The following is a 23,448-nucleotide window of genomic DNA, read 5'->3' on the forward strand; positions in this document are numbered from 1 at the left end:
CGACTGTCCTGTTAGTCGGCGGCGAGGACGATGAGCATGTCGCTGTCCGCATAGGAGGTCATTTCGGCGCGGGGCGGATTGACGACCACGCCGCCGAGATTCCTGACATCGGCGGCGCCCGGCCGCTGGCGGCGGTGGCCGATGGCGATTTCGCCGCGGCGAAGGGCTGCCAGCGCTACAGTGAAGAAGTTTACGGGCTTCGAAATATCGACATAATCGCTCATCGGCCGCATGTAGATCTCGGAGCCGGCCTCGTCCAGAAGCTCTTCGAAGATCGCCGCCATGGATTCGTTCTCGGAGGCCTGAGCGAGCATCAGGCTGACCAGCTTATTGCTGACGACGAAATCCTCGGCGCGGGTCACTTCCGCAAGCTCGCGGTTGCGAACGTCGATCATCTCGCTGACGACGCTGACATGCTTGCCGGCCGTCTCGCCGATCTTGCGGAGCTGCAAAAGAGTGATCAGCGTGCGGGTATCGGCCGATTGGGCCATCATGCTGTCGCTGTAGCCGAGAACCAGGACGTGGTCGTAGGAGGGGATGTCGAGCGCGTCGAGCGCCGGGCGGCTGCTGGTGTCGATCACCCGGTGATCGACGGCAAGCACGGACCTGTCGAGGTTCAGTGAGGCGACTTCCCCTTCGAATTCCGGCGTGTCGGCAGCGATCGTCAGCCGCGAGCCGGGCGCCACATAGCGGGCAAGTTCGGTCGCGATGATCGGGCCGCGGCGGTTCCAGCCGAGGATCAGCGTGCGCTCCGCGGTCTTGGCTCGCTTGACGATCGCCTTGATGGCATTCTTGTCGATGCCCATGTCGCCGGACCAGGTTTTGATCGAGTCGTCATCTTCGGCGATGATGACCGCGCGATCACCGGCGGCGATCACCTGGTTGGGATTGGGGTTGAGATGAATGGCGCCGTCCTTGTCGCAGAGACCGATCAGGGTGCTCTTGTCGTAGGCCAGCACCGCATTGCCGAAGGATTTTCCGACGAGGTCGGGCTGTTCGAGTGTGTAGATCTCGCAGCCGTCGAAATCGAGCAGTTCGGAATAGACGGCGCTCAGGCCCGCCTGGCGGCTGGTATGGACGACGATGCGGGCGATCAGGTCGTCGGCGAGCACCAGCTGCATTTCGCTACCGCCGACGATCCTTGCGACTTCGGCGTTGTCGGCGTCGCGGATTTCGGCGGCAATCATGTATTTTTCTGTCCGCCGGTTGGGATCGTTCACCAGCGCAAGCACCGTCTTGATCACCTGCGGGTCCGCGTCCTCACCCTCCGGTGACAGCACGATGATCGATCGCGAGGTTTGCGGATTGACGATGCCGAGATCGTAGAGATCGGTCGGATCACCGCTGCGGCAGATGATCTTGGTGTTCTTACGATCGACGACCTTGGTGGCGATCTCGTCTTCCATCTCCACCTTGTCCTTGTTCGCCATGATGACGATGCGAGGGTTGCGGCGGCTCTGGTTGGCGATGACGAGTTCCGAGATGACGTCGAAGATCGAGGGCGACCAGTTGAGGATGATCGTGTGCTCGGTTTCGAGCACGCGCGAACGGCCCTTGCGCAGGTCGTCGAGCTTGTCTTCCAAGCCTGACGAGATGACGCCGATAAGTGCCGAGAAGACGAAGATGCCGGCGATCGTGACCAGCAGCATGATGATGCGGAAGCTCCAACCCTGGTCGGCGCCCATGGTGCCGGCGTCGAAGGTCCGCATCAGCGATTCCCACGTGCCTTCGACGAAGCCGAGGGGCTCGGCACCTTGTGGCGCGATGCCGGTTACGGCGAGAATAGCGCCGGCGATCATGATCACCACCAGCGATATCAGCGCCAGCCAGCCGATCAGCGCGATCGCGCCGCCCGCCATGCTCTTGTCGAACCCATAGCGCAGCTGCGCGCCCCAGTTTGCCCGGCTTTTCATCTTGTGTCCCCGAAATATACCCTGGTGGACGAGATGGCAGGATTAGGTTGCGAAACAATTGAAGGCCCGCGTTTTGCGCCGTCGTTGTGCGGGAATGATCTGAGCACAGTAAATTTAGTCTTCGAATCTTGTAAGCCGCTGGTAAAACACGCTGCAAGATCGGCGTTGCTCCACAGCCTGTCACATGGCTGTCAAGCAGGAATGCTTATCGTCCGCACCTTATGTTCGAACAGGGACGCTCCGATGAAGAACCTTCTTTCCGCTTTCACCGCCCTCGTGGCTTTTGGCATGATTGCCGGCGCCGCCGAGGCCGCCGATCTCGTGCTTTATACCAGCCAGCCGAATGAGGACGCGCAGGCGACCGTCGATGGTTTCAAGGCTGCCAATCCGGGCCTCGACGTACAGTGGGTGCGCGACGGGACGCCGCAGATCATGGCCAAGCTCAATGCCGAGATCCAGGCCGGCAATCCGGCAGCCGACGTCCTCTTGATCGCCGACACGGTGACGCTGGAGCGGATGAAGCAGGCCGGCCAGCTGATGGCCTACAAGTCGCCGGAAGCCGCCAATTACGACAAGGCGCTTTATGACGCCGACGGCTTCTACTATTCGACCAAGCTGATCACCACCGGCATCATCTACAATACCCAGGCCGCGATGAAGCCGGCCAGCTGGGCGGACCTTGCCAAGCCGGAGGCCAAGGGCCTCGTGACGATGCCGAGCCCGCTCGCTTCGGGTGCAGCCCTCATCCACGCACAGACGCTCGCCGGCGTATCCGGCCTCGGCTGGGACTATTACAAGAACCTCAAGGCAAACGGCGCGATTGCCGCCGGTGGTAACGGCGCGATCCTGAAATCCGTCGCTTCGGGCGAGAAGGCCTACGGCTTCGTCGTCGATTATCTGCCGATCCGCGAAAAGGCGAAGGGCGCTCCCGTCGAGTTCGTGTTCCCGAAGGAAGGCGTATCTGCGGTGACCGAGCCGGCAGCGATCCTTGCCTCCACCAAGCATGCGGACAATGCCAAGAAGTTCATCGACTACGTGCTCTCGCAGAAGGGCCAGGAAGGTTTCCTGAAGCTCGGCTACATCCCGGCCCGCAACGGCATGGCCGTACCGGCCGGCTTCCCGGCGCGCGAGACGATCAAGGTCCTGCCGATCAATGCTCCCGAGGCGCTCAAGAACTCCGAGAAGGACGTCAAGGGTTTCGCGGATATCTTCGGCATCAAAGGCTGATATAAGCGCCATATGACGCGACCTCAAAAACAGGGAAACAGCCAGCCACGCTGGCTGTTTCCTTTTGTCGTAACCGTGATCTTCTGCCTGAGCGTGCTGCCGCTCGGCCGACTTGCCGCGACCGGAATCATGTCCGCCTTTCGGGGCGGGGCGAGCGAACTTCTGTCCGACCCGAGCCTGTGGCGGTCTGTCTATGACACGTTGTCGACCTCCTTCTTCGGCATGATCGCGGCCGTGGTCCTCGGTGGTGGGTTCGCGCTGCTGCTGACGCTGTTCGACATCCGCGGCAAGGCTCTCCTCGGTTTCCTGTTCATGCTGCCGACGATGATCCCGCCGCAGGTGACGGCGCTATCCTGGATCGGCATGACGGGTCCTTCGAGTGCGCTCCTGAAGGCGCTAGGGCTAGCGCCGCCGCTCGGCTCACCGCAGCCGCTCTATTCGGTGGGCGGCATCGCGCTGCTCTACGGCGTACAGAATGCGGCACTGGTCTACCTGTCGCTGCGGGCCGGGCTTCTGGCGTTGCCGCGCGACGGTGTAGAGGCGGCAAGGCTTTCCGGCGCGTCGTCCTGGCAGGTCCTGAAGGACGTCATCCTGCCGCTGTCTCTGCCCGGTTTTGCGGCGGGGGCGGCGATCGCTTTCGTATCCTGCGTCGGCAATTTCGGGATTCCGGCGATCCTCGGCATTCCTGCCGGGATCTACACGTTGCCGACCCTGATCTATTCTAAATTCGCGGCTTTCGGTCCCCGCACATTCGCGGATATCTCGGTCCTGTCCGGGTTGATCGCCATCCTGTCGGTCATCGGGCTGATGGTCGAGGCACGGGTGCTGCGCGGCCGCGACTACCGCGTCATCGGCCTGTCCGGGCAGGTCGCGGTCTTCCGGCTCGGCGCATGGCGCTGGTTTGCCGAACTGTTGTTGTGGCTGACGATCTTCCTGATCCTCGCCATGCCGCTCATCGCTCTTGTCGCAAGCTCGCTGGCGCCGGCTTATGGCGTGCCGCTCAGCCCCGCGACCGTCACCATCAAGGCCTATGAGGAAATCCTCGTGCGCCAGGCGGCGACCCGCATCGCGTTCACCAATTCCCTGTCGCTGTCGCTTGCCACCGCCTTCGGTCTCCTGGTGGTGACGGTCCTGACCGGCTATTTCCTGGTGCGCAGCAAGAGCCGCTTTGTGGGCGTCATCTCGGCGCTGGCGGAAATCCCCTATGCGCTGCCGGGCATCGTCCTGGCTGTCGCCTTCATCCTGCTGTTCGCCGCGCCCATTCCGGTGATCGGCATCTCGATCTACGGGACGATCTGGATCATCCTGATCGCCTATTTCTCGAGCTTCTTCGCCGTCAGCCTGAAACCGGTGGTCAGCGCCTTCCGCCAGCTCGATCCGTCGCTGGAGGAGGCGGCTCGACTTTCCGGCGCGGGTTTTGCGCGCCGGTTGGCCGATATTCTCGTACCGCTGGTGGCGCCGGCTGCCGGCGCTTCGGTAATCCTCGTGTTCCTGATCGCCTGCAACGAACTGACGGTCTCGGCACTCCTCTGGTCGGCAGGCACCCAGACGCTCGGCGTGCTGATCTACAATCTCGATGACAGCGGCAGTTTCAACATCGCTGCGGCACTTTCCGTTCTCGTGGTCATCATGGTGATCGCGATGATGGTGCTGCTGGAATTGATGGCGAAACGTCTGCCGAAAGGTGTGGTCCCGTGGCGAAGCTGATCCTCAACCGCCTTTCCAAGACGTTCGATGCGGGTGGGAGGGCCGCCGTCAACGATGTGTCCCTGACCGTACGCGAAGGTGGCTTCCTAGCGTTGCTTGGGCCGTCTGGCTGCGGCAAGACGACGGTGCTCAGGATGATCGCCGGCTTCGAACAGCCGAGCGACGGCTCGATCCTGCTCGGCGAGCGCGTTCTGTCGGACGCAGCCGAGATGGTGTCGCCGGAACATCGCAACATGGCGATGGTCTTCCAGTCCTATGCGCTCTGGCCGCATATGAGCGTCGCGGAAAATGTCGGTTATCCGCTCAAGGTTCGCAGCATTTCGGGCGAGAAGCGCGACCGCAGGGTGAGGGAGGCGCTTGCCGCTGTCCACCTCGAAACCTATGCCGACCGACGCCCCGCCGATCTTTCCGGCGGCCAGCGGCAGCGCGTGGCGCTCGCCCGCTGCCTCGTCACCGAACCGGACGTGGTGCTGCTCGACGAGCCGCTCGCCAATCTCGACCGGCACCTGCGCCAGGAGATGGAGGAGACGTTTCGCGAGTTTCATGCCCGGTCCGGCGCAACGATGATCTATGTCACCCATGACCAGGCGGAAGCGATGGCGCTTGCGAGCGACGTCGCGGTGATGTCCGAGGGCCGGCTGCTGCAGGTGGCTACGCCCGAGGAGATCTATGCGCGGCCGGAGGGCCCTTTGGTCGGCGGTCTCGTGGGGCAGGGAGCGATCCTGTCGCTGCCGTCGCCTGCCGGTGACAAGCGGCTTCTCGAATGGCCGGCCATGCAGGACATCCTGGCGGACCGCACGGAGCGGGCTCGCGTCGACATTCTCGTGCGCCCGCAGGATGTCGAGATCGCCGCCGAGGGTGCCGCGGTGACGGTGCTTTCGGTTCTGTTCGAAGGCGAGCGTTATGCCTTGCGCCTTGCCTTGACGGATGGGCAGACACTGCGCGCCTTCAGCCGCCATTCGGTAAAGTCCGGGGACAGACTCGCCGTCGTCATCCGCTCGGCCTGGCGTCTTTAAGCTGGCTTCCTTACTCAGCGCCGGAACATTGCCACCGAATAACGTGGCAACCACCGGTGTTCTGGCGGCAGGAGCGGATAGCTTGAAATTCGGCCTCCCTGCGGCTGCCGCCCCAGCCGGACCCCCAGCCGTCAGGGCCCTTGGCGACAGCGCCGCAGCCGTTCTTGAACCAGATTGCGATCCGGCAGTCGCCGGCGTCGCAATTGGACTGCGCGGTTCGCTCGGCGCTTCGGCGTGTGGCATGACCGTAGGACCAGCCTTGCGCGCCTGTGCGCGGCGAATAGGCGATGGCGCCAAAATCATCCGCAAATGCCGAACCGGCACCTGCAAGCATGGCGCAGACGGAAAGAGATGTCAGGATTGCGCGTTTCATAGACAGTTCCCTCGGCGATCGCTTCCCACTGATGATCGGGCCGCCCCGTCGGCGAAGATGGCACCGGCTTGATTTCTCCGCAATCGGCGTTGGCGCTCAGGCATAGGGCTTGCGCCTCAAAATTCCTGATTTGGTTACTTTTATTGTGGGCTGCGCCGGCTAAGGTGACACCGCAACAGGATGGATCTGATGTCTCTACGTCTCGGCACCTTCAACATTGAAAACCTGATGACGCGTTTCGATTTTTCCGGCTGGCGCAACCAGCTTCGGCAGGACCGGGTGCTGCGGCTCTACGATGTGCAGGACAAGGCGGTATACCAGCAGCTCGAACAGGCCCGCATGATCGCCGAGACGGACGACACCCGGCAGCTTTCAGCGCTGGCGATCGCCGACGCGGATGCCGACATCCTCTGCCTTCAGGAGGTCGACAGCATGCCGGCCCTGCAGGCCTTCGAATATGGCTATCTCTACCGCATGGTCGGCAACGGCTACCGCCAGAAATATCTGGTCGAAGGCAATGATTCGCGCGGCATCGACGTTGCCGTGCTGATGCGCGAGGAGACCCGCAGCGGCGAGAAAATCGAGGTGCAGGACGTGCGCAGTCACGCGATGCTGACCTATCAGGATCTCGGCCTCTTCAACGACGAACTGGCGCTCAGCAATCAGGCGCATGACAAGATCTTCAAGCGCGACTGCCTCGAACTGGAGCTGACGATCGGGTCCAAGCCGTTCTCGCTCTTCGTGGTGCACTTCAAATCCATGGGCAATGCCCGCGACGGCGGGGACGGCCGCACGGGCACGATGGCGATCCGCGTGGCGGAGGCGAAAGCGGTGCGCCAGATCGTCGAACGCCGTTTCGGTAAGGGCCGAACGGCGGACGAGAACTTCGCCATCTGCGGCGACATGAACGATTATCAGGAAAAGGTGCAGGTGATCGGCACCCGCCGCGAAGGTTATAGCTTTGAACCACGGCGCGAGGAGGTCAGTGCGCTGAATGTCTTCACCGACGACGGCTTCGTGGTGAACCCGATTGCGCGCCGTGACGTGATGGATCGCTGGACGCTCTATCATGCGCGCGGGCCGGAGGAGCAGCATCTCTGCCAGCTTGACTATATCTGGCTGTCGCCGGCGCTCGCCGAGCACAACGCCGACAGCGTGCCGGAGATTATCCGCGGCGGCCAGCCTTATCGCACCGTCTTTCCGCCGGGACAGGAGGTCGAGCGGTTTCCGCGCATCGGCTGGGACCGGCCGAAGGCATCGGACCATTGCCCCGTCGTGATGTCGCTGGAGCTTCGATGACCATCCAGACGATCAGCGGCTGGCCGCCTGAAAATACCGTCTTCGAGGTCGAGGCTTTCGATCTTTCGGTCCTGCCCGGAGCACATCCGATCTACGTCGCGCACCGGGACGATATCGAGGAGAACTGGGGGCGGGAAGCGGCGGCCAATCCGCATCTCTTCAACGGCCAGATGGTGCTGCAGAACAGGCTTTCGTTCCGGGACGGCGTGATCATCGGCGAGGCGCATGTCATCCCCTATTCGACGCTCTTGTGGTGGCGGAAACAGCCCGATCCGGCCGGCGCCTTCCATCTCTTCGGCTTCGCCGTGCCCGTCTCGTCCGATGGGGCGATCATCGCCGTCCGGATGAGCGAAAGGACCGCCAATCCGGGCCAGGTCTATTGCGCCGCCGGTTCACTCGATCTTCTGGACATCGTCGACGGCAAGCTCGATCTCGAGGCCAATATGTACCGTGAAGTTCGGGAAGAAACCGGCCTCGATCTAGCCGAGGCGAAGGCGGATCGGCAGCTTTTCGCCAGCTACAGCGGGCACCGGGTTGTCGGTTTCCGATTCTACCGTTTCGACCTCACGGCGCAGGAGATGCTGGCGCGCATCGCCGAACATATGGTGCATGACGAGGAAAAGGAGATTGCCGGTGCGGTGGCGATCCGCTCGGCCGATCGCGGCGCGCATCCCTACAGCCCGTTGATGTTCCCGATTCTCGACCTGTTTTTCGGCCATTCGATGCGCTGAACAGGGGTTGCTTTGAGCCGACCGGTCGGGCAGTTTGGCGCCATCGAAACACGAGGAGGTGTGGTTGGCCCGTCGCTACAGCATCTATGATGTCTTCACCGATAGACGACTTGCCGGCAATCCGCTGGCGGTGATTGTCGACGGAGACGACCTTGCCGACGAGACAATGCAGGCGATTGCCAGGGAGATGAATCTCTCCGAGACGGTGTTCGTTCAGTCTTCCGCGAATGCCGCTTATGCAGCCCGTCTGCGCATCTTCACGCCGGGCCGCGAACTGCCTTTCGCCGGGCATCCGACCGTCGGAACGGCGGTGGCACTCGCCGAACTCAACCACGGGTCTGGTGGGCAGCTCGACATGGACCTTGTCTGCGTGCTGGAGGAAAATGTCGGCCCGGTGCGCTGCGCCGTGCGGTTTCGTGCTGGCGAGGCAGGGTTTGCCGAATTCGACCTGCCGCGAAAGCCGGTGCGGATCGAGCTGCCGCTCGACCGGCAGGGGCTCGCCGATGCGCTGAGCGTCAAATCGACGGATATCGGTTTCGAGAACCATGTCGCCTCCATCTGGAGCGCCGGCGTACCTTTCCTGATGATCCCGCTGCACAATCTGGCGACGGTCCAGAATCTCGAATTCGACACGGCCTTGTGGGAAAAGGCGGCGCCGTTCGTCGAGGGCGCGCTGGCATCGGCATACGTCTATTGCCGCAGCGGCGTGAACCATCAGGCAAAGTTCCATGCCCGGATGTTCTCGCCCGACATGGGGATTTCCGAGGATCCAGCCACGGGTGCCGCGGTCGCTGCACTCTCCGGCGCGATTCGGCATTTCGATGCGCTGCCGGACGGCCATCACCCGGTGCTGGTGGAGCAGGGGGTGGAGATGGGGCGTCCGTCCCTGATCCATCTGCATATCGACGTGAAGGAGGGAGAGATCGCCAGGGCCCGCATCGGCGGCCAGGCAATCAAGGTTGCGGAAGGCACGCTCCATCTTTGAATTTCGCCGCTTGTCGACGATTGCGATATTGTGACGCAGTAAGACTTTGAAACTTTTCGTTTTTGCGTCGCTATCGAGTTGCGGAGAGGTTTCCGTCAGGCGCAAAATCCGACCTCATGGATTTTTTGCCCGGTCGGGCGAATAATTTTCACCGAGCCGCTGGACAAGCCGAACGATCCCCTTTATACGCCCTCACACCGCTGGCGAGCACGCCTCGCACAGATGGTTCTTGGGTGATTAGCTCAGTTGGTAGAGCAGCTGACTCTTAATCAGCGGGTCGTAGGTTCGAGCCCTACATCACCCACCATTTTTTCAACGATATCAATTCGTTGTGCGTCAACATTAAAGATCACATTTAAGTCTAAAGATCACGCTGCGATCACAGAGGCTCCTCTGAAAGATCACATGCAGAAGCGTGTATACGCGCAGATTTGGCCTCCCGATTTTCTATAGATAACACCTTTGAGGCACCCCATCGGTGAAGCTAAAGGTCTTCGGTGCAAAGCCGAGAGCGGCCGACGACCTTGGTGACGTTGGCGAGAAATTCTCGCAGTAGGTGACATCGTCAGCGGCTGGAGAACAGCAATCGAAGTTTCCCGATGAAGTTGGTGCCTTGTCGCCGGGAGGCTCCAGCGGCAAGGCTTTGGATCTAACGGTCATCTACGGCAACGTGTATCGACTGCAAACCGCCGGCAGTGCGATTCCTGGGTCTGGAGCAAACCCCGGCAGGATCGTCCTACGAATATACGGTCGTAGTGCTGTCGATGTACCCCATTTCAACGAATCTGGATTTAATGACGTCGGAGATCTTCTGGAAGCGGATAAGTTGATGCCACGACAAAGCTGACACGATCAACGCAAGTGCCGGAAGGACCAGGACAATCAACCACCAGCCGGCCATGAAAATGTAGACGCATAAGAGTGCAAGCAACACAGTTGCAATCTTCGAGAACAGCAGCAGTCCTGCGGAAACTCCGCGCTCAATCCCGTAGGTGTTTTCACTGGCATAGCCAAGAACAAGGTTCTTGAAGTGGTGACCTGTAGACTTGCCGCCGAGGATGACCGGCTTGTCAAGCATCTGCCCCTTTTCATGCACGAAAGCAATTGTAGCGATCGGGGGCTTGGCGAGGTTCAGAGCGACTGCACTCGTCAAGAGCTTCGGAGTGACCATCAACGAGACTGCGACATCGTCCAGCCGGACTTTGGAGCCATCGGCACGCTGCAATTCGATGTGTGTGTAGAACCGGCTATTTCCATATGAGCGGTTTTCACCGACTTCAATAATCTCACCGGTCTCGAAGATAACGTTCTTCATCCGAGAATTCCTTCAGATTTGATAGCTGTATAATGTTGAAATTTACTGCAATCCGTCACTCGGACAGATCGAAAACGAGCCTGGCATTCGGACCTTTGTCGCTATATCCGACGACGTTGCAGCCTTCCCTGACAGGCGCCCTGCCCAAAAGCGTCAGATTTCCGCCTTGGTAATGGCCGCTGACGAGGTACGGCGCCGGAGCGCAGCCTTTCTTATAGGTGTAGGCGATCCCCGAGAACCACTCGTTCGGAACCTCCCAGCCACGGACAAGCACGGTGTCTTCCGTGACCGTTCCGGCCAGAGACTGTTTGGGCTCTGCATAGACGATGATGTGCTGGCGCTGGTGATTGAACATCACCGACTTGTTGTGGCCGATGTGTTCTCCATACTTTTCGTCGTTGGGGCCCAGCTTAAACGTCTGGTCGACCGGAACGGTTTTGTAAGGCCATCCCATCGGACATAGCGTAAGCCACAGGCCACCGAACTCACGGCCTCGATCGGCATCCGACATACCGAGACGCTTGCCTGTCGCAGCGTCTTTGACGCCGACATACCCCTGAAAGTTCTGGTTCTTGGTCTCGGGGCCGTCGAAGAGGTAATGCTTGCCATCAGTCCAGAGATCGCCCGTCTCGCAATTGGCGGTGGCTTCGTAGACATGATCAGCGGACGATTCAAGCGCGTCGGATACGCAGTTCTTCTTTCCAGGATACCAGTTCCCACACCACGATTTCGCCGACTCCGGTGTGACCTTCGCCTTCATCGTGGACTTTGTCCCGCCGTAATCGGTGGCCTCGGTGATGATCGCAGTGGTCGTCTGCTTGAACAAAGGGTACTCGTCGCCGATCGGCGCGGGCGGCATTGAAGGGATGGTCGCGGATAAGAAAATGGCGGCGGACAAAAGTGGCATAGCAATGTTTTCCGGATTGAAGATGGTCGTCAATGGGGGCGACCATAGACCGGAAAAGCTGCGGAAGAATTTCGCGTATACGTAGAAAACTTTGCCGACGATTATCAGCGCATCAACCTTTCCGAACTCGTTGTTACGTTTCCGCCAAAACGCAACAACGGCCGCACTTGTTGCCGCTCTCCGACGGCAGGGCTACTTTCATCCCCAATCCCGTTTCTTTTGCTCCCTCGACGGGAACTCCGGCGCCTGATCGGCATTTGGTCTGCAAGACGAAATGGGAGCGCGGTCATGAAGCCAATCCTCTTGCTTTTGGGCAGCCTTGTCCTGCTCGTTCTGGTGTTCCTGAGCGGCGTAATCATTACCGCGAACGTGATCGCCGTGCCCGAACCCCATAAGTTCGCCAATATGGATACGCCGGACCTGTGGACCTCCAAACCGAAGGCCGTCGACACCGCCGGCCAGGATTATCAGCGCCCGCCCGCTGCGACGCCTCCGGCTTCGGTTGCAGCCGATACGCGGGAAACGCCCCAGCAGACCGCAACGGGGGTAGCCGTCGACAATACAGTGACTGGGTCCATCAATCCGCAGCAGCCGGCCACTCCGCAGCAGCCGGCTACAGTGCCGCAGTCGCAGGACGAGAGGAAAGCCATGCTCGATCCCGCCCAGGCCGACTGGTGCTCCGCGCGATACAAATCCTATCGAGCCGAAGACAACAGTTACCAGCCTTTCAGCGGCGGCTCCCGCCGGCAGTGCCGGGCACCGGGCGCTGCCGCGACCGGGACCGTTGCCGCGGCACCGATGCCTGATCAGCCGCAAGCTCCGCAGATGCAGGATGAATTGCAGCCGCTTCCAGAAAGACCGGCTACCCGCGCCAATCAACGGGCGAATGACGGAGCGGTAGGCTACGCACAGTCGCGGGCGATCGAGGCCGACGCTCCTGCCGGATCCCATGAGGAATGGTGTTTTGCCCGTTACCGGTCCTACCAGGCCGAGGACAACAGCTATCAGCCCTTCGCCGGCGGCCCGCGCCGCCAATGCCAATCGCCTTTCGGCTGATCACCAGCTCAGGCGGCGCGTTGGACGAGGTTCTTCGCCATCATCATATGCACGCCCTTGCAGCCGTTGACGGTCTGGGTGATGCGCAGGTCGCCGGCAAGGCTGCAGAGCGTATAGGCATCTTCCCGCGACAGGCCGCCTTTTTCGCCGAGCAGCACGATCATGTCACGCAGCGCCATGACGGCGCATTGGTCGAGATCCGGATCCATGCCCATGGTAATGTAATGCGTCGGCGTTTCAGCCCGTGGATAGACGAAATCAAGATCGTCGCGCACGGTAAGCCGGAAGGTGCCGCGCAGCGCCGTCTCGATGGCGGTAATGCAGACCTCGCCGTCGCCCTGCGCACCATGGCCGTCTCCGCAGGAAAACAGCGCGCCCTCGTTGAAGATCGGCAGATAAAGCGTGGTGCCGGCGACCAGTTCCTTGTTGTCGATATTGCCGGCGTGCGAACGCGGCATGATCGAGGTGATGCGGCCCCAGTTCGGCGGCGGAGCGACGCCCATGACCCCGAAGAAGGGCGCCAGCGGCAGGTCGAGACCCCAGGGCAGGCGGCCGACATTCCCCTGCTTGTCGAGCGGGATGGTGATCATCCGCGGCCTTTCGAAATCATAGGGGAGCGTGCCGGCAAGCGGGCGGATGACGTTATAGCCCCAGTCCTGGCGCAGCTCGACATCGAGGATCTTCACCTCCAGCACCTGGCCGGGCCTGGCGCCGCGCACGGCGACCGGGCCGGTCAGGATATGGCCCTGCATGATCGGCCGGCAGTTTTCGTGAATTTCGAGATGTTCGGGAAGGATGGTGAACCCTTCCTTCGGCAGAACTTCCGCAGGGCCGGAGACCGTGTCGATCACCACCGTGTCGCCGCTGTCGATCGTCAGCACCGGCTCGCGGGCGGCGTCGAAATAACCCCAGGCGCAGGTTTTGGAAGAGGCGGAGACGTGATGTTGCATGGCCGGGCTCGCTTATCTGATCCGGGGAGAGACTAGCCGATTTTACTTTGCACGCCAGTCCGCAAATCCAGCCCAGTTCGCGACGATTGATTTGCTAGTTGGGCCGTTGCCGCAAGTCTTAGGCCGTTCCGGCGGCCTCCGGTCTCGTGGTTGCCATGCGGCGTTCGGTCTGGCGCAGGCAGAGCGCCAGGACCAGGCCGAGCCCTGTTGCGGCGGCGATGTAGAACGGTGCGCCCTGCCAGCCGGATGCTGCAACGATCGACGCGAGCAGCATTGGTCCGAAGACCTGGCCGATATTGGAGCCCTGCATGACGAAGCCGCTGAACGTTCCGACGAGGTCTCGGCGCGGTGCGTAGACGGGCAACGAGCCCATGATGGTCGCCGGCAGGACGCCGCCCGACACCGCGTAAAGCACCGAGGCACCGTAGCGCATCCAGAGCGGAAAGCTATGGCCGAAGACGACGAAGGCGGTCAGCGTCAGCATCACGCAGGGACCGGCAATCAGCACCCAGCGCGGGGCACCCCAACGCGCGAAGACGCCGCCGAATATGTTGCCGACGCCGTTCGCGAGCACTGCCAGCGCGGTCATGATCGACGCAGCCGCGAGGCCGGTTCCCATTTCCTCGATCAGCAGCGTCGGCAGGAAACCGAAGACGGACATGAAGCTGGCGCTGTAGGCGGCGAAAATACCGGAGAGTATCCAGGACATCGGCCGGGACGCGGTGAGCTTGACGGCCGTCAGAAGCGACGTTGTCGGATGTCCGGCGGTTTGCGGTTTTGGAAGGCGCATCGCCAGCAGGGCCACCATCGGAATGACGCTGAGCATGGCGGCGAAAATCCAGGAACCCTGCCAGCCGAAGCTCGGCAGCAGGAAAGGCGAGATCATCATCATCACCGCGACGCCGACTGGCATCCAGATACCCCAGAGCGCGAAGGCGAGGCCGGTATCGCGCGGCTCGACCGAGGCCGCAATCAGGCCCGGGGCCGCGACCGAGACCATGATGAGGCCGACGCTTTCGAGCACGCGGCTGGCGAAGATCACCATTTGCGAATGGGTAAGGGCTCCGATCAGGCTGCCGGCGATCAGCAACGCAAGGCCGAGGATCATCGCGCGCCGATGAGTCAGGTAATCGGTGAAACGGCCGATCAGGACGCCGCAGGCGGCGCCGAGGGCGCTTGCTAGCCCCATCAGCCAGCCGGCAGCCACGAGATCGATGCCGAGTTCGGAGCGCAGCATGGGGATGGCTGGCGGTACCTTGCCGACGTGCAGGGCCGCGGCGATGCCGCCCAGAACGGCGATTGTGACATGTCCCCAACGCGTCATGCTGACTCTATTCCAATCATCGAACAAACATCCGACCGCTTTATCACCCCCGTACGAACCGAGGCATAAATTCCGTCGCGGACGGCATGATTTCTTGGCCTAGGCAGCAGACGATGACGGAAAGGGTGGCATTCATTGCCTTCTCAGGGGACGCCTCGCCGGGACAGTGATACTCAGTTCTCAAGACGTCGCCTGACATTCGGGCTTTCGTCGCCTCGTTGGTAAAACGGGCCTAGCTTGCCTTGCGCATCTGCTCGCGGCTTTCCTCGACCTTGAGGTTCTGAACCAGCTTGGCGAGCCAATCGACGAAGACCCGCACCTTGTTGGAGAGGTGGCGGGTCTGCGGATAGACGATGTAGAGGGGTAGCGACGCGCAGTGCCAGTCGGAGAGAACTTCGACCAATTCGCCCTTCTCCACCGTCTCCTTCACCATGAAGCGCGGCGACTGGATGATGCCCATGCCGGAAATCGCTGCGTTCACATAGGTCCGGGCATCGTTGACGGAAACGACGTATCGGGGCGTGATTTCCAGGTTTTCGTCGTCGCGACGGAATTCCATGGATCTCACCCGGCTGGACTGGGCGTTCAGGTAACCGACGGCCAGATGGTCTTCCTGCAGGTCCTGCGGGCGTTCAGGGGCGCCGAAGTTGCGGATGTAGAGAGGTGCTGCATAGGCCGACATGCTGATCTCGCCGACCTTGCGGGCAATCAGCGACTGGTCGGTCGGGGTGCCGGCGCGCAGGGCGCAGTCGACGTTTTCGGCGATATAGTCGACCAGCCGGTCGCCGACGCCGATATCGAGCCTGATCTGCGGAAAACGCTTATGGAAATCGCATAAATTCGGAATGACCAGCAAATCGGCGAAGGCGCCGGCCATCTCCACGCGCAACCGGCCGGATGGCTGGCTCTGCGAATTCGACATGCTGCCGTCGAGTTCGTCGAGTTCGGAAATTATCTGCATCGCGCGCTCATAATAGAGCGCGCCGTCGGTCGTCACCATGACCTTGCGGGTGGTGCGGTTGAGCAGCGTCGTGCGCAGATGGCCTTCGAGGCTCTGGACGAGATTAGTCACCGTCGTTTTGGGCATATTGAGAGTGGCCGCAGCCCGGGTGAAATTACCGGTTTCCACGACGCGAACGAATACGCGCATTGCCGAAAGCTGATCCATTGTCTTGATTCCTGCTGCGCCGCAACATTGTTCCGAAATATGGAATAGTGTTGTCGAATGCCGTTAACTTGTATGTTTTCACCCGAATAATAATATCAGGTTCAAGATTGACGGCAAGCACCCCGCATTTACTAGGGGTTTGCCCGAGGGTTTTTCAATGATTGCGCAGTGGGAAAATATCGCATTTGATAAGTCGGCCAAGCCGGCTGTCCCCATGCGCGTCTATGAAGGCGCTGCCAAGGGCAAGGTTCCGCCGCTGGTGCTTTACCTGCGGGGCGGTGCGTTTCTTAATGAGCTGCGGGCCGAAAACGAACGTCCGGTCGCCAAGGCGCTGGCGGAAGCAGGGGCCGTGGTACTGGAAGCCGATTATAGCAGCGTTTCGCACAACATGTTTCCGCAGGCTATGGAATGCGCGTTTGCAGCGCTCCAGTGCCTTGCCGGCCGACGCAAACAGTTCGGCAGTGCCAAGTCCCAGCTTTTTGTCGCGGGCGACGAGGCGGGCGGCAATGTTGCGGCCGGCGTTGCGCTGAAGGCGCGCGACCTGATGCCCGGCGAGCTGAACGGCCAGATCCTGCTGTCGCCGATGATCGACCCGATGATGGCCACCCGATCGTTTCGCAAGGCGGATGATATCGGCATGGGCGAACGTTGGGCGGAAGGCTGGAGCCATTATCTCGGCTCCCATTGCGGGTTCCAGCATCCTTATGCGGCACCCTGCCTCTGTTCGCGGCTTTCGGGTGTCGCGCCGGCTCTCATCGTGACATCGGAAGACGATCCGCTGCGCGATGAAACGGTAGGTTATGCAACGCGCCTGAGCGAAGCCGGTGTTTCGGTCAGGCGGAAGATCTTCCCTGCCAGCTGCGGCTGGACGGGCATTTACAGAGAGGGCGACGGCGAGTGGATGACAGCACTTTGTGCCGAATTCACGAGCTTCGTCCGAGAGTTAACTTAATAGCATGATTTATTTTGAAGGCAAATAACGGCCAATTCCCAAGGCCGTAAGGAGACTACCAATGACCTCGAAGATCAAAAGCTGGGCCCTGTGGGGCACTGGATTGGGCACCGCTGCGTTGATTGCGGGTGCCTCGGTCTATCTCGATCTGCCGCAGGGCGCCCATGCCGCGCCTGCGACGGCTGCTGCGGCTCCGGCCGTTCCCGTGACGGTTGCCACTGTCGAACCACGCAATGTTTCCACCTGGCAGGAATTTTCCGGAAGGTTGGAAGCCGTCGACCGCGTCCAGATCCGGCCGCGCGTCACCGGCACCATCCAGGCGGTGCATTTCCGCGAAGGCGGACTGGTGAAACAGGGCGACCTGCTCGTCAGCATCGATCCGGAGCCCTACCGGGCGGCGGTCGCACAGGCTGAAGGCCAGGTGGCATCGGCACAGGCGAAGGTCGAGCTTGCCAATACCGAACTCGATCGCGGCAAGAACCTCGCTTCCAAGAACACCATCTCTCAGAGCGATCTCGCCCAGCGCCAGAGCGCCCAGAGTGAGGCGCTGGCCAACCTCCAGTCCGCCAAGGCGGCCCTGAAGACGGCGCAGCTCAATCTCGACTATACCGAGATCCGGGCACCGATCGCCGGCCGGGCCGGCAAGTTGGAAATCACGGTCGGCAACCTGGTAGCGGCAGGTTCCGCCTCCGCCCCGTTGACGACACTCGTTTCGGCCGATCCGATCTATGCGAGCTTCGATGCCGGTGAGGAACTGGTGTCCCGCACGCTCGCCGATCTCCCGCTCGTCGACGGCGTACCGGCGATCGAACAGGTACCGGTCGAGGTCAGCACGCTTGCCGGTAACGGCACGCCGATCCGCGGCAAGCTGCAGCTCATCGACAACGAAGTGAATGCCTCGAGCGGCACGATCCGCGTGCGCGCCGTCTTCGACAATCCGGGCGGCAAGCTGATCCCGGGCCAGTTCGTGCGGGTTCGCATGGGCCAGCCCAAGGCCCAGGATCACCTGATGGTCAGTGAAAAGGCTGTCGGCACCGATCAGGACAAGAAGTTCGTCTTCGTGGTCGATGCGGCCAATACCGTTGCGTACCGGCAGGTGGAGCTGGGCACGGCGGTCGACGGCATGCGGATCGTCGAGAAGGGCCTCAATCCGGGCGACCGGATCGTCGTCAACGGCCTGCAGCGCATCCGTCCGGGTGCTGTGGTCCAGCCGCAGGACGAGGCGAAGGTCGCCAACAAGTAACGCTCTGAGCGGCGGCTAGTCCGCCGCTTCCCCACACTCATCCAGTTCCGGTTCGTGGAGCTTGCAGCCTTGTCGGTCGCGAGCCGGGGCCGTTTCGCCTCTTGTTCAACCCCGGAGAGAGGGCTTTGACATGAATATTTCCAGGTTTTTCGTCGACAGGCCGGTCTTTGCGGCCGTGCTGTCGATCCTCATCGTGGTCGCGGGCCTGATCGGCATGCGGTCGTTGCCGATTTCCGAATATCCCAATGTGGTCCCGCCTTCGATCGTCGTGCGTGCCGTCTATCCTGGCGCCAACCCGACGGTCATCGCCGAAACGGTCGCGACGCCGCTCGAAGAGCAGATCAACGGCGTCGAGGACATGCTCTACATGTCCAGCCAGGCGACATCCGACGGCGTGATGACGCTGACCGTCACCTTCAAGCTCGGCACCGATCCGGACAAGGCGCAGCAGCTCGTTCAGAACCGCGTGAGCCAGGCCGAACCGCGCCTGCCGGCAGAAGTGCGTTCGATCGGTCTGACGACCGTCAAGAGCTCGCCGGACTTCATCATGGTGGTCAATCTCGTCTCCGACCGATACGACATCACCTACCTGCGCAACTATGCAACGCTCAACGTCAAGGACCGGCTGAACCGCATCCAGGGCGTCGGCCAGGTGCAGGTGTTCGGCGCCGGCGACTATTCGATGCGCGTGTGGATCGATCCGCAGAAGGCTGCCGAGCATTCATTGGCTGCAAGCGACATCTCGAATGCCATCCGCAGCCAGAACGTCCAGGCGGCGGCGGGTATTATCGGTGCCTCGCCGACCCAGCCGGGTGTCGACCTGCAGCTCAACGTCAATGCCCAGGGGCGCCTGCGCACCCCGGAAGAGTTCGGCAATATCATCGTGAAGAGCGGTCAGAACGGTGAAATTACCCGGTTGCGGGATGTCGCGCGTATCGAGCTCGGCGCAGCAGACTATACCCTGCGTTCGCTGCTTGATGGTCAGCCGGCAGTCGCCGTTGCCGTTCTTCAAGCACCCGGTTCCAACGCGATCGAGATCGCCGACAACGTCAAGGCGACCATGGACCAGCTGCAGTTGGCGATGCCGCAGGGCGTGAAATACGAGATCGTCTACGATACGACCAAATTCGTGCGCGCATCGATCGAGAAGGTCATCGACACATTGCTCGAAGCCATCGCGCTCGTCGTGCTCGTGGTCATCATCTTCCTGCAGACCTGGCGTGCCTCGATCATTCCGCTGATCGCCGTTCCCGTCTCGATCATCGGCACGTTTGCAGTCATGTATGCCTTCGGCTTCTCAATCAACGCGCTGACACTGTTCGGCCTCGTGCTGGCGATCGGTATCGTCGTCGACGATGCGATCGTCGTGGTGGAAAACGTCGAGCGCAATATCGAGGGCGGCTTAAGTCCGCGTGAGGCGACCTACAAGGCGATGAAGGAAGTCTCCGGTCCGATTATCGCGATCGCGCTGGTTCTGGTCGCGGTCTTCGTGCCGCTCGCCTTCATCAGCGGGCTTTCCGGGCAGTTCTACCGACAGTTCGCGCTGACGATCGCAATTTCGACGGTCATCTCGGCGATTAACTCGCTGACGCTGTCGCCGGCACTTGCTGCCTTGCTGCTCAAGGACCATCACGCCAAGAAGGATTGGCTGACCCGGTTCATGGATGCGATCTTCGGCTGGTTCTTCCGTGGTTTCAACCGCGTCTTCGGTGCGGCTTCCAACGGCTACGGCCGCACGGTCGGCGGATTGCTCTCGCGCAAGAGCCTGGTGATGATCATCTATCTGGCTCTCGTCGGTGCGACCTACAGCATGTTCAATGCGGTGCCGGGCGGCTTCGTGCCGGCACAGGACAAGCAGTATCTGATCGGCTTTGCCCAGCTTCCGGACGGTGCCACGTTGGACCGCACCGAAGACGTGATCAAGCGGATGAGCGAGATCACCCTGGCACAGCCTGGCGTCGAACATGCCATCGCTTTCCCGGGCCTGTCGATCAACGGTTTCACGATCGGCTCGAATGCCGGCATCGTCTTCGCAGTTCTCGACGACTTCGAAAACCGCAAGACGCCGGAGCTCTCGGGCGGCGCGATTGCCATGCAGCTGAACCAGAAGTTCGGCGCCATCCAGGACGCCTATATCGCAATGTTCCCGCCGCCGCCGGTCAACGGCCTCGGAACGACGGGCGGGTTCAAGCTGCAGATCGAGGACCGTGCAGGTCTTGGGAACCAGGCGCTCGACGAGGCCACCAAGGCGGTGATCGCCAAGGCCTACCAGACGCCTGAACTTGCCGGCATCTTCTCGAGTTTCCAGATCAACGTGCCGCAGCTCTATGCCGATCTCGATCGCGCCAAGGCCGAACAGCTCGGCGTCTCGGTGACGGACGTCTTCGAAACGCTGCAAATCTATCTCGGCTCGCTTTATGTGAACGACTTTAACGCCTTCGGCCGCACCTACAGCGTCCGGGTGCAGGCGGACGCCAAGTTCCGCGCCAAGGCGGAAGACATCGGCCAATTGAAGGTCCGTTCGCAGTCCGGCCAGATGATCCCGCTCTCGGCTCTGCTGAAGGTGGATGCTCAGACCGGTCCGGAGCGGGCGACCCGCTACAACGGTTTCCTGTCCTCCGATATCAACGGCGCTCCGGCTCCGGGATTCTCGTCTGGCCAGGCAGAGGCTGCGATTACGAAAATCCTCGACGAGACGCTGCCTTCCGGCATCGAGTTCGAGTGGACGGACCTGACCTATCAGCAGATCCTTGCCGGCAATTCGAGCATCGTCGTCTTCCCGCTGGCGCTGCTGCTCGTCTACCTCGTGCTCGCCGCCCAGTATGAGAGCCTGACGCTGCCGATCGCGATCATCATGATCGTGCCGATGGGTGTGCTTGCCGCCTTGACGGGCGTGTGGCTCACCGGTGGAGACAACAACATCTTCACCCAGATCGGGTTGGTGGTGCTGGTGGGTCTCTCGGCGAAAAACGCGATCCTGATCGTGGAGTTCGCCCGAGAACTGGAGTTCCAGGGGAGGACACCGTTCCAGGCGGCGGTCGAGGCGAGCCGACTGCGGCTGCGTCCGATCCTGATGACGTCCATGGCCTTCATCATGGGTGTCGTGCCGCTGGTCGTATCGACCGGCGCGGGTGCGGAAATGCGCTCCGCCATGGGTATCGCCGTGTTCTCCGGCATGATCGGGGTGACGTTCTTCGGCATCTTCATGACGCCGGTCTTCTACCTGCTGGCACGTTTGCTAACCGGCAGCCGTCCTCTGCGGCAGCACGGTACGGAGGAGGCGGCTCCCGCTCTCTCTCCAGCGGAGTAAGGTCTACCTCCGGCGCCGCGCGGGTTCTTTCCACCGGGAACCCGCGCGGTATTCTTATGTCTAAAATGGTCGAACGCATCCTTTGGGATGCGCTCGACCATTTTAGGTTTTTGTCTTTAGATCTTTGTTTTGCAGATGTACGACACGCGTTAGAGAGCACCGCCGTCGATGATCAGGGTCTGGGCCGTCATGGCCGCGGATGCATTCGAGGCGAGGAACAGGCAGGGGCCGACAAGGTCTTCAGCCACCAGCACCCGCTTCAGGGACTGGCGGGCGACCATCGCCGTGATGCTGTCGTCGTTCAGCCAGAGCTTTTTCTGCCGTTCGGTGACGATCATTCCGGGAAGGATGGCGTTGACGCGGATGTTGTCGGTTCCAAGCTTTCCGGCGAGGCTCTTGGTCAGGCCGATGATCCCGGCCTTGGCGGTCGCATAGGCGGGCAGTCCGCCCATGTTGAGTAGATAGGCGATCGAGGAGAAATTGACGATCGCGCCGCCGCCGGCCTTGCGCAGGTGTGGGACAGCAGCCTGGGTGACGAAGAACATCTGCTTGATGTTGATGGCCTGGGCGTTGTCCCAGTATTCCTCGGTCACCGTCTCGAACTCGTGGCGGTCGTCCCAGCCGGCATTGTTGACCAGCACCGAGAGCGATCCGAGTTGCTGCGCGGCCCTGTCGACGGCGGCTTTCGTTTCCGCGACGTTGCGCAGATCGGCTTTCAGGTAGAGGACCAGATGGGGGGCGGTCTTGGAAAGACGTTCCACCAATTCGTGGCTCGGCTCGTCGGCAATATCGATGAACGCGACCTTGGCACCTTGTGCCGCAAAACCTTCCACCAAGGCGGCGCCGATGCCAGAACCGCCGCCTGTGATCAGCACGCCACGATCGGCGAGATCCGCATGCCGTATAGAAATATTGGCCAAAACACCCTCCTTGTCCGGCTTGGTCGCCAAGTTCTATCGCTTCGATGCGGGAAGACAAGGATGTGCGACAAACTCTCGCCATCTAGGCGCGCAATGGTCCCGACATGACCATTGCGACAGGAATAGCCGTCGGCGTCGGGCTGGGCACGGTGCTCGGGACAGTCGTTTTCGACAATATCGGTATCGGTGTTGCCGTGGGCATCGCGATCGGCGTTGCCCTGTCTCAATTCCTGCGTTCGCGATCGAAATAGCCCGAAGGCGGTCGCATGCCTTTGCCGGGAATTGCCTTCCTGCGTCATTGCATTTACTCGGAAGAGGGCAGTTTCCGGCCATCTCCCCGAGTCGGAATCCGACGCTAAAGGAACTTTCAGTGCCCCTTCCCGCCGCCGACATCTCCCTTCCCGAAAAAACCTACGCTGCTTTCCTGTTCGACATGGACGGCACGATCCTGAACTCGATCGCATCCGCCGAACGCGTCTGGGGACGCTGGGCGGCAAAGATGGGTTTCGATGTGGAAGCATTCCTGCCGACCATGCATGGCAAGCGCGGGATCGACACGATCAGCGCACTGAACCTGCCGGGCATCGATCCGGCCGCGGAAGCCGAAGGCATCCTGCGCGGCGAGATCGAGGATGTTGAGGGCGTGGTGCCAATCCCGGGCGCGGTGGAATTCCTCTCCGCGCTGCCGCCTGAACGCTGGGCGATCGTCACGTCGTCGCCGATCGAACTCGCCAAGGTCCGGCTTGCCGCCGCCGGAATTCCGCAGCCGCGCTACATGGTGACCGCCGAAGACGTGACCGTCGGCAAGCCCAATCCGCAGGGCTATATCCTTGGCTCGGAACGGCTCGGCGTCAGCCCCTCGGAGGTGCTGGTGTTCGAGGATGTGCCGGCCGGCATCCAGGCGGGCGAGGCGGCCGGCGCCGACGTGATGGTGATCACCGCCACCCATTCCCATCCGATCGAAACCGGGCATTCGAAAATACCCGGCTATCTCGATGTGGTGCCGCATATCGGCGAAGACGGACGGCTGTCGATCCGCCGCAAGGCGTGAA

General features: G+C 61.5%; 20 protein-coding genes and 1 tRNA gene. 13 read left to right on the forward strand and 8 right to left on the reverse strand.

Annotation, left to right across the window (positions count from 1 at the left end; translation table 11 throughout):
* Positions 1-11: 11 nt before the first annotated feature.
* Entirely contained in the window at positions 12-1,913 is a 1,902-nt protein-coding gene (locus AC1DLT_RS14300; RefSeq protein ID WP_477487154.1) for a CASTOR/POLLUX-related putative ion channel, read from the reverse strand.
* Positions 1,914-2,156: 243 nt separating this feature from the next.
* Between AC1DLT_RS14300 and AC1DLT_RS14305 the strand changes: the two genes are divergently transcribed.
* The 3 genes from AC1DLT_RS14305 to AC1DLT_RS14315 are packed head-to-tail and all read left to right on the forward strand — an operon-like array spanning position 2,157 to position 5,863.
* The gene (locus tag AC1DLT_RS14305; protein ID WP_477487155.1) at positions 2,157-3,140 is read left to right on the forward strand and encodes an ABC transporter substrate-binding protein; all 984 of its coding nucleotides are present in this window, start codon (positions 2,157-2,159) and stop codon (positions 3,138-3,140) included.
* Positions 3,141-3,152: 12 nt separating this feature from the next.
* A complete protein-coding gene (locus AC1DLT_RS14310; RefSeq protein ID WP_477487156.1) occupies positions 3,153-4,847 on the forward strand; it encodes an ABC transporter permease in 1,695 nt (564 codons plus the stop codon).
* A complete protein-coding gene (locus AC1DLT_RS14315; protein WP_477487157.1) occupies positions 4,835-5,863 on the forward strand; it encodes an ABC transporter ATP-binding protein in 1,029 nt (342 codons plus the stop codon). Before AC1DLT_RS14310 ends, AC1DLT_RS14315 begins: the two co-directional genes overlap by 13 nt.
* A gap of 10 nt (positions 5,864-5,873) precedes the next feature.
* On the opposite strand, the gene AC1DLT_RS14320 is transcribed toward AC1DLT_RS14315, so the two are convergent.
* Complete coding sequence (locus AC1DLT_RS14320; protein WP_477487158.1) at positions 5,874-6,236, reverse strand: DUF4189 domain-containing protein; 363 nt, start codon at positions 6,234-6,236, stop codon at positions 5,874-5,876.
* A 189-nt stretch (positions 6,237-6,425) separates the two neighbouring features.
* On the opposite strand from AC1DLT_RS14320, the gene AC1DLT_RS14325 reads away from it, so the two are divergent.
* From AC1DLT_RS14325 to AC1DLT_RS14340, 4 genes are all read left to right on the forward strand, one after another.
* Entirely contained in the window at positions 6,426-7,535 is a 1,110-nt protein-coding gene (locus AC1DLT_RS14325) for an endonuclease/exonuclease/phosphatase family protein (protein WP_477487159.1), read from the forward strand.
* Complete coding sequence (locus tag AC1DLT_RS14330) at positions 7,532-8,266, forward strand: NUDIX hydrolase (RefSeq protein ID WP_477487160.1); 735 nt, start codon at positions 7,532-7,534, stop codon at positions 8,264-8,266. Before AC1DLT_RS14325 ends, AC1DLT_RS14330 begins: the two co-directional genes overlap by 4 nt.
* Positions 8,267-8,330: 64 nt before the next feature.
* Entirely contained in the window at positions 8,331-9,251 is a 921-nt protein-coding gene (locus AC1DLT_RS14335; RefSeq protein WP_477487161.1) for a PhzF family phenazine biosynthesis protein, read from the forward strand.
* Between the two features lie 231 nt (positions 9,252-9,482).
* Positions 9,483-9,558, forward strand: a tRNA-Lys gene (locus AC1DLT_RS14340).
* A 429-nt stretch (positions 9,559-9,987) separates the two neighbouring features.
* Here AC1DLT_RS14340 and AC1DLT_RS14345 read toward each other — a convergent pair.
* Positions 9,988-10,566 (reverse strand): hypothetical protein, encoded by a 579-nt coding sequence (locus AC1DLT_RS14345; protein ID WP_477487162.1) that lies wholly within the window; start codon positions 10,564-10,566, stop codon positions 9,988-9,990.
* 55 nt (positions 10,567-10,621) lie between these two features.
* Positions 10,622-11,506, reverse strand: coding sequence for a hypothetical protein (locus AC1DLT_RS14350; protein ID WP_477487163.1), 885 nt, complete (start codon positions 11,504-11,506; stop codon positions 10,622-10,624).
* Between the two features lie 255 nt (positions 11,507-11,761).
* Here AC1DLT_RS14350 and AC1DLT_RS14355 point away from each other — a divergent pair, with 255 nt between their 5' ends.
* Positions 11,762-12,529, forward strand: coding sequence for a BA14K family protein (locus AC1DLT_RS14355; protein ID WP_477487164.1), 768 nt, complete (start codon positions 11,762-11,764; stop codon positions 12,527-12,529).
* 8 nt (positions 12,530-12,537) lie between these two features.
* Here AC1DLT_RS14355 and AC1DLT_RS14360 read toward each other — a convergent pair whose 3' ends face one another.
* From AC1DLT_RS14360 to AC1DLT_RS14370, 3 genes are all read right to left on the reverse strand, one after another.
* Positions 12,538-13,479, reverse strand: coding sequence for an acetamidase/formamidase family protein (locus tag AC1DLT_RS14360; RefSeq protein ID WP_038543356.1), 942 nt, complete (start codon positions 13,477-13,479; stop codon positions 12,538-12,540).
* Positions 13,480-13,597: 118 nt separating this feature from the next.
* Complete coding sequence (locus AC1DLT_RS14365; RefSeq protein ID WP_477487165.1) at positions 13,598-14,803, reverse strand: MFS transporter; 1,206 nt, start codon at positions 14,801-14,803, stop codon at positions 13,598-13,600.
* Between the two features lie 232 nt (positions 14,804-15,035).
* On the reverse strand, positions 15,036-15,971 hold the full coding sequence (locus tag AC1DLT_RS14370) for a LysR family transcriptional regulator (RefSeq protein ID WP_477483657.1): 936 nt from the start codon (positions 15,969-15,971) through the stop codon (positions 15,036-15,038).
* A gap of 157 nt (positions 15,972-16,128) precedes the next feature.
* Between AC1DLT_RS14370 and AC1DLT_RS14375 the strand changes: the two genes are divergently transcribed.
* The 3 genes from AC1DLT_RS14375 to AC1DLT_RS14385 all read left to right on the forward strand — a co-directional run bounded on the left by AC1DLT_RS14375 (position 16,129) and on the right by AC1DLT_RS14385 (position 21,476).
* Complete coding sequence (locus AC1DLT_RS14375) at positions 16,129-16,923, forward strand: alpha/beta hydrolase fold domain-containing protein (RefSeq protein ID WP_477487166.1); 795 nt, start codon at positions 16,129-16,131, stop codon at positions 16,921-16,923.
* A gap of 61 nt (positions 16,924-16,984) precedes the next feature.
* The gene (locus tag AC1DLT_RS14380) at positions 16,985-18,166 is read left to right on the forward strand and encodes an efflux RND transporter periplasmic adaptor subunit (RefSeq protein ID WP_477487167.1); all 1,182 of its coding nucleotides are present in this window, start codon (positions 16,985-16,987) and stop codon (positions 18,164-18,166) included.
* 130 nt (positions 18,167-18,296) lie between these two features.
* Positions 18,297-21,476, forward strand: a complete 3,180-nt coding sequence (locus AC1DLT_RS14385) for an efflux RND transporter permease subunit (RefSeq protein WP_477487168.1) — start codon at positions 18,297-18,299, stop codon at positions 21,474-21,476.
* A gap of 149 nt (positions 21,477-21,625) precedes the next feature.
* Here AC1DLT_RS14385 and AC1DLT_RS14390 read toward each other — a convergent pair whose 3' ends face one another.
* Complete coding sequence (locus AC1DLT_RS14390; protein ID WP_477487169.1) at positions 21,626-22,396, reverse strand: SDR family NAD(P)-dependent oxidoreductase; 771 nt, start codon at positions 22,394-22,396, stop codon at positions 21,626-21,628.
* Positions 22,397-22,500: 104 nt separating this feature from the next.
* On the opposite strand from AC1DLT_RS14390, the gene AC1DLT_RS14395 reads away from it, so the two are divergent.
* Positions 22,501-22,647 carry a glycine zipper domain-containing protein gene (locus AC1DLT_RS14395; protein ID WP_173426748.1) on the forward strand — a complete coding sequence of 49 codons (147 nt, stop codon included), beginning with the start codon at positions 22,501-22,503 and terminating at the stop codon, positions 22,645-22,647.
* A 119-nt stretch (positions 22,648-22,766) separates the two neighbouring features.
* Positions 22,767-23,447, forward strand: coding sequence for an HAD family hydrolase (locus AC1DLT_RS14400; protein WP_038543345.1), 681 nt, complete (start codon positions 22,767-22,769; stop codon positions 23,445-23,447).
* Position 23,448: the final 1 nt, after the last annotated feature.

The organism is Neorhizobium sp. 05N33 (assembly GCF_056397445.1).

What these genes read in the sequence shown, in the direction of transcription:
- AC1DLT_RS14380 (WP_477487167.1), top strand. Translation starts at nt 16,985, where the DNA reads ATGACCTCGAAGATCAAAAGCTGGGCCCTGTGGGGCACTGGATTGGGC.
- AC1DLT_RS14370 (WP_477483657.1), bottom strand. Translation starts at nt 15,971, where the DNA reads ATGGATCAGCTTTCGGCAATGCGCGTATTCGTTCGCGTCGTGGAAACC.
- AC1DLT_RS14320 (WP_477487158.1), bottom strand. Translation starts at nt 6,236, where the DNA reads ATGAAACGCGCAATCCTGACATCTCTTTCCGTCTGCGCCATGCTTGCA.
- AC1DLT_RS14395 (WP_173426748.1), top strand. Translation starts at nt 22,501, where the DNA reads ATGACCATTGCGACAGGAATAGCCGTCGGCGTCGGGCTGGGCACGGTG.
- AC1DLT_RS14355 (WP_477487164.1), top strand. Translation starts at nt 11,762, where the DNA reads ATGAAGCCAATCCTCTTGCTTTTGGGCAGCCTTGTCCTGCTCGTTCTG.
- AC1DLT_RS14385 (WP_477487168.1), top strand. Translation starts at nt 18,297, where the DNA reads ATGAATATTTCCAGGTTTTTCGTCGACAGGCCGGTCTTTGCGGCCGTG.
- AC1DLT_RS14310 (WP_477487156.1), top strand. Translation starts at nt 3,153, where the DNA reads ATGACGCGACCTCAAAAACAGGGAAACAGCCAGCCACGCTGGCTGTTT.
- AC1DLT_RS14305 (WP_477487155.1), top strand. Translation starts at nt 2,157, where the DNA reads ATGAAGAACCTTCTTTCCGCTTTCACCGCCCTCGTGGCTTTTGGCATG.
- AC1DLT_RS14345 (WP_477487162.1), bottom strand. Translation starts at nt 10,566, where the DNA reads ATGAAGAACGTTATCTTCGAGACCGGTGAGATTATTGAAGTCGGTGAA.
- AC1DLT_RS14360 (WP_038543356.1), bottom strand. Translation starts at nt 13,479, where the DNA reads ATGCAACATCACGTCTCCGCCTCTTCCAAAACCTGCGCCTGGGGTTAT.
- AC1DLT_RS14330 (WP_477487160.1), top strand. Translation starts at nt 7,532, where the DNA reads ATGACCATCCAGACGATCAGCGGCTGGCCGCCTGAAAATACCGTCTTC.
- AC1DLT_RS14365 (WP_477487165.1), bottom strand. Translation starts at nt 14,803, where the DNA reads ATGACGCGTTGGGGACATGTCACAATCGCCGTTCTGGGCGGCATCGCC.
- AC1DLT_RS14375 (WP_477487166.1), top strand. Translation starts at nt 16,129, where the DNA reads ATGATTGCGCAGTGGGAAAATATCGCATTTGATAAGTCGGCCAAGCCG.
- AC1DLT_RS14325 (WP_477487159.1), top strand. Translation starts at nt 6,426, where the DNA reads ATGTCTCTACGTCTCGGCACCTTCAACATTGAAAACCTGATGACGCGT.
- AC1DLT_RS14300 (WP_477487154.1), bottom strand. Translation starts at nt 1,913, where the DNA reads ATGAAAAGCCGGGCAAACTGGGGCGCGCAGCTGCGCTATGGGTTCGAC.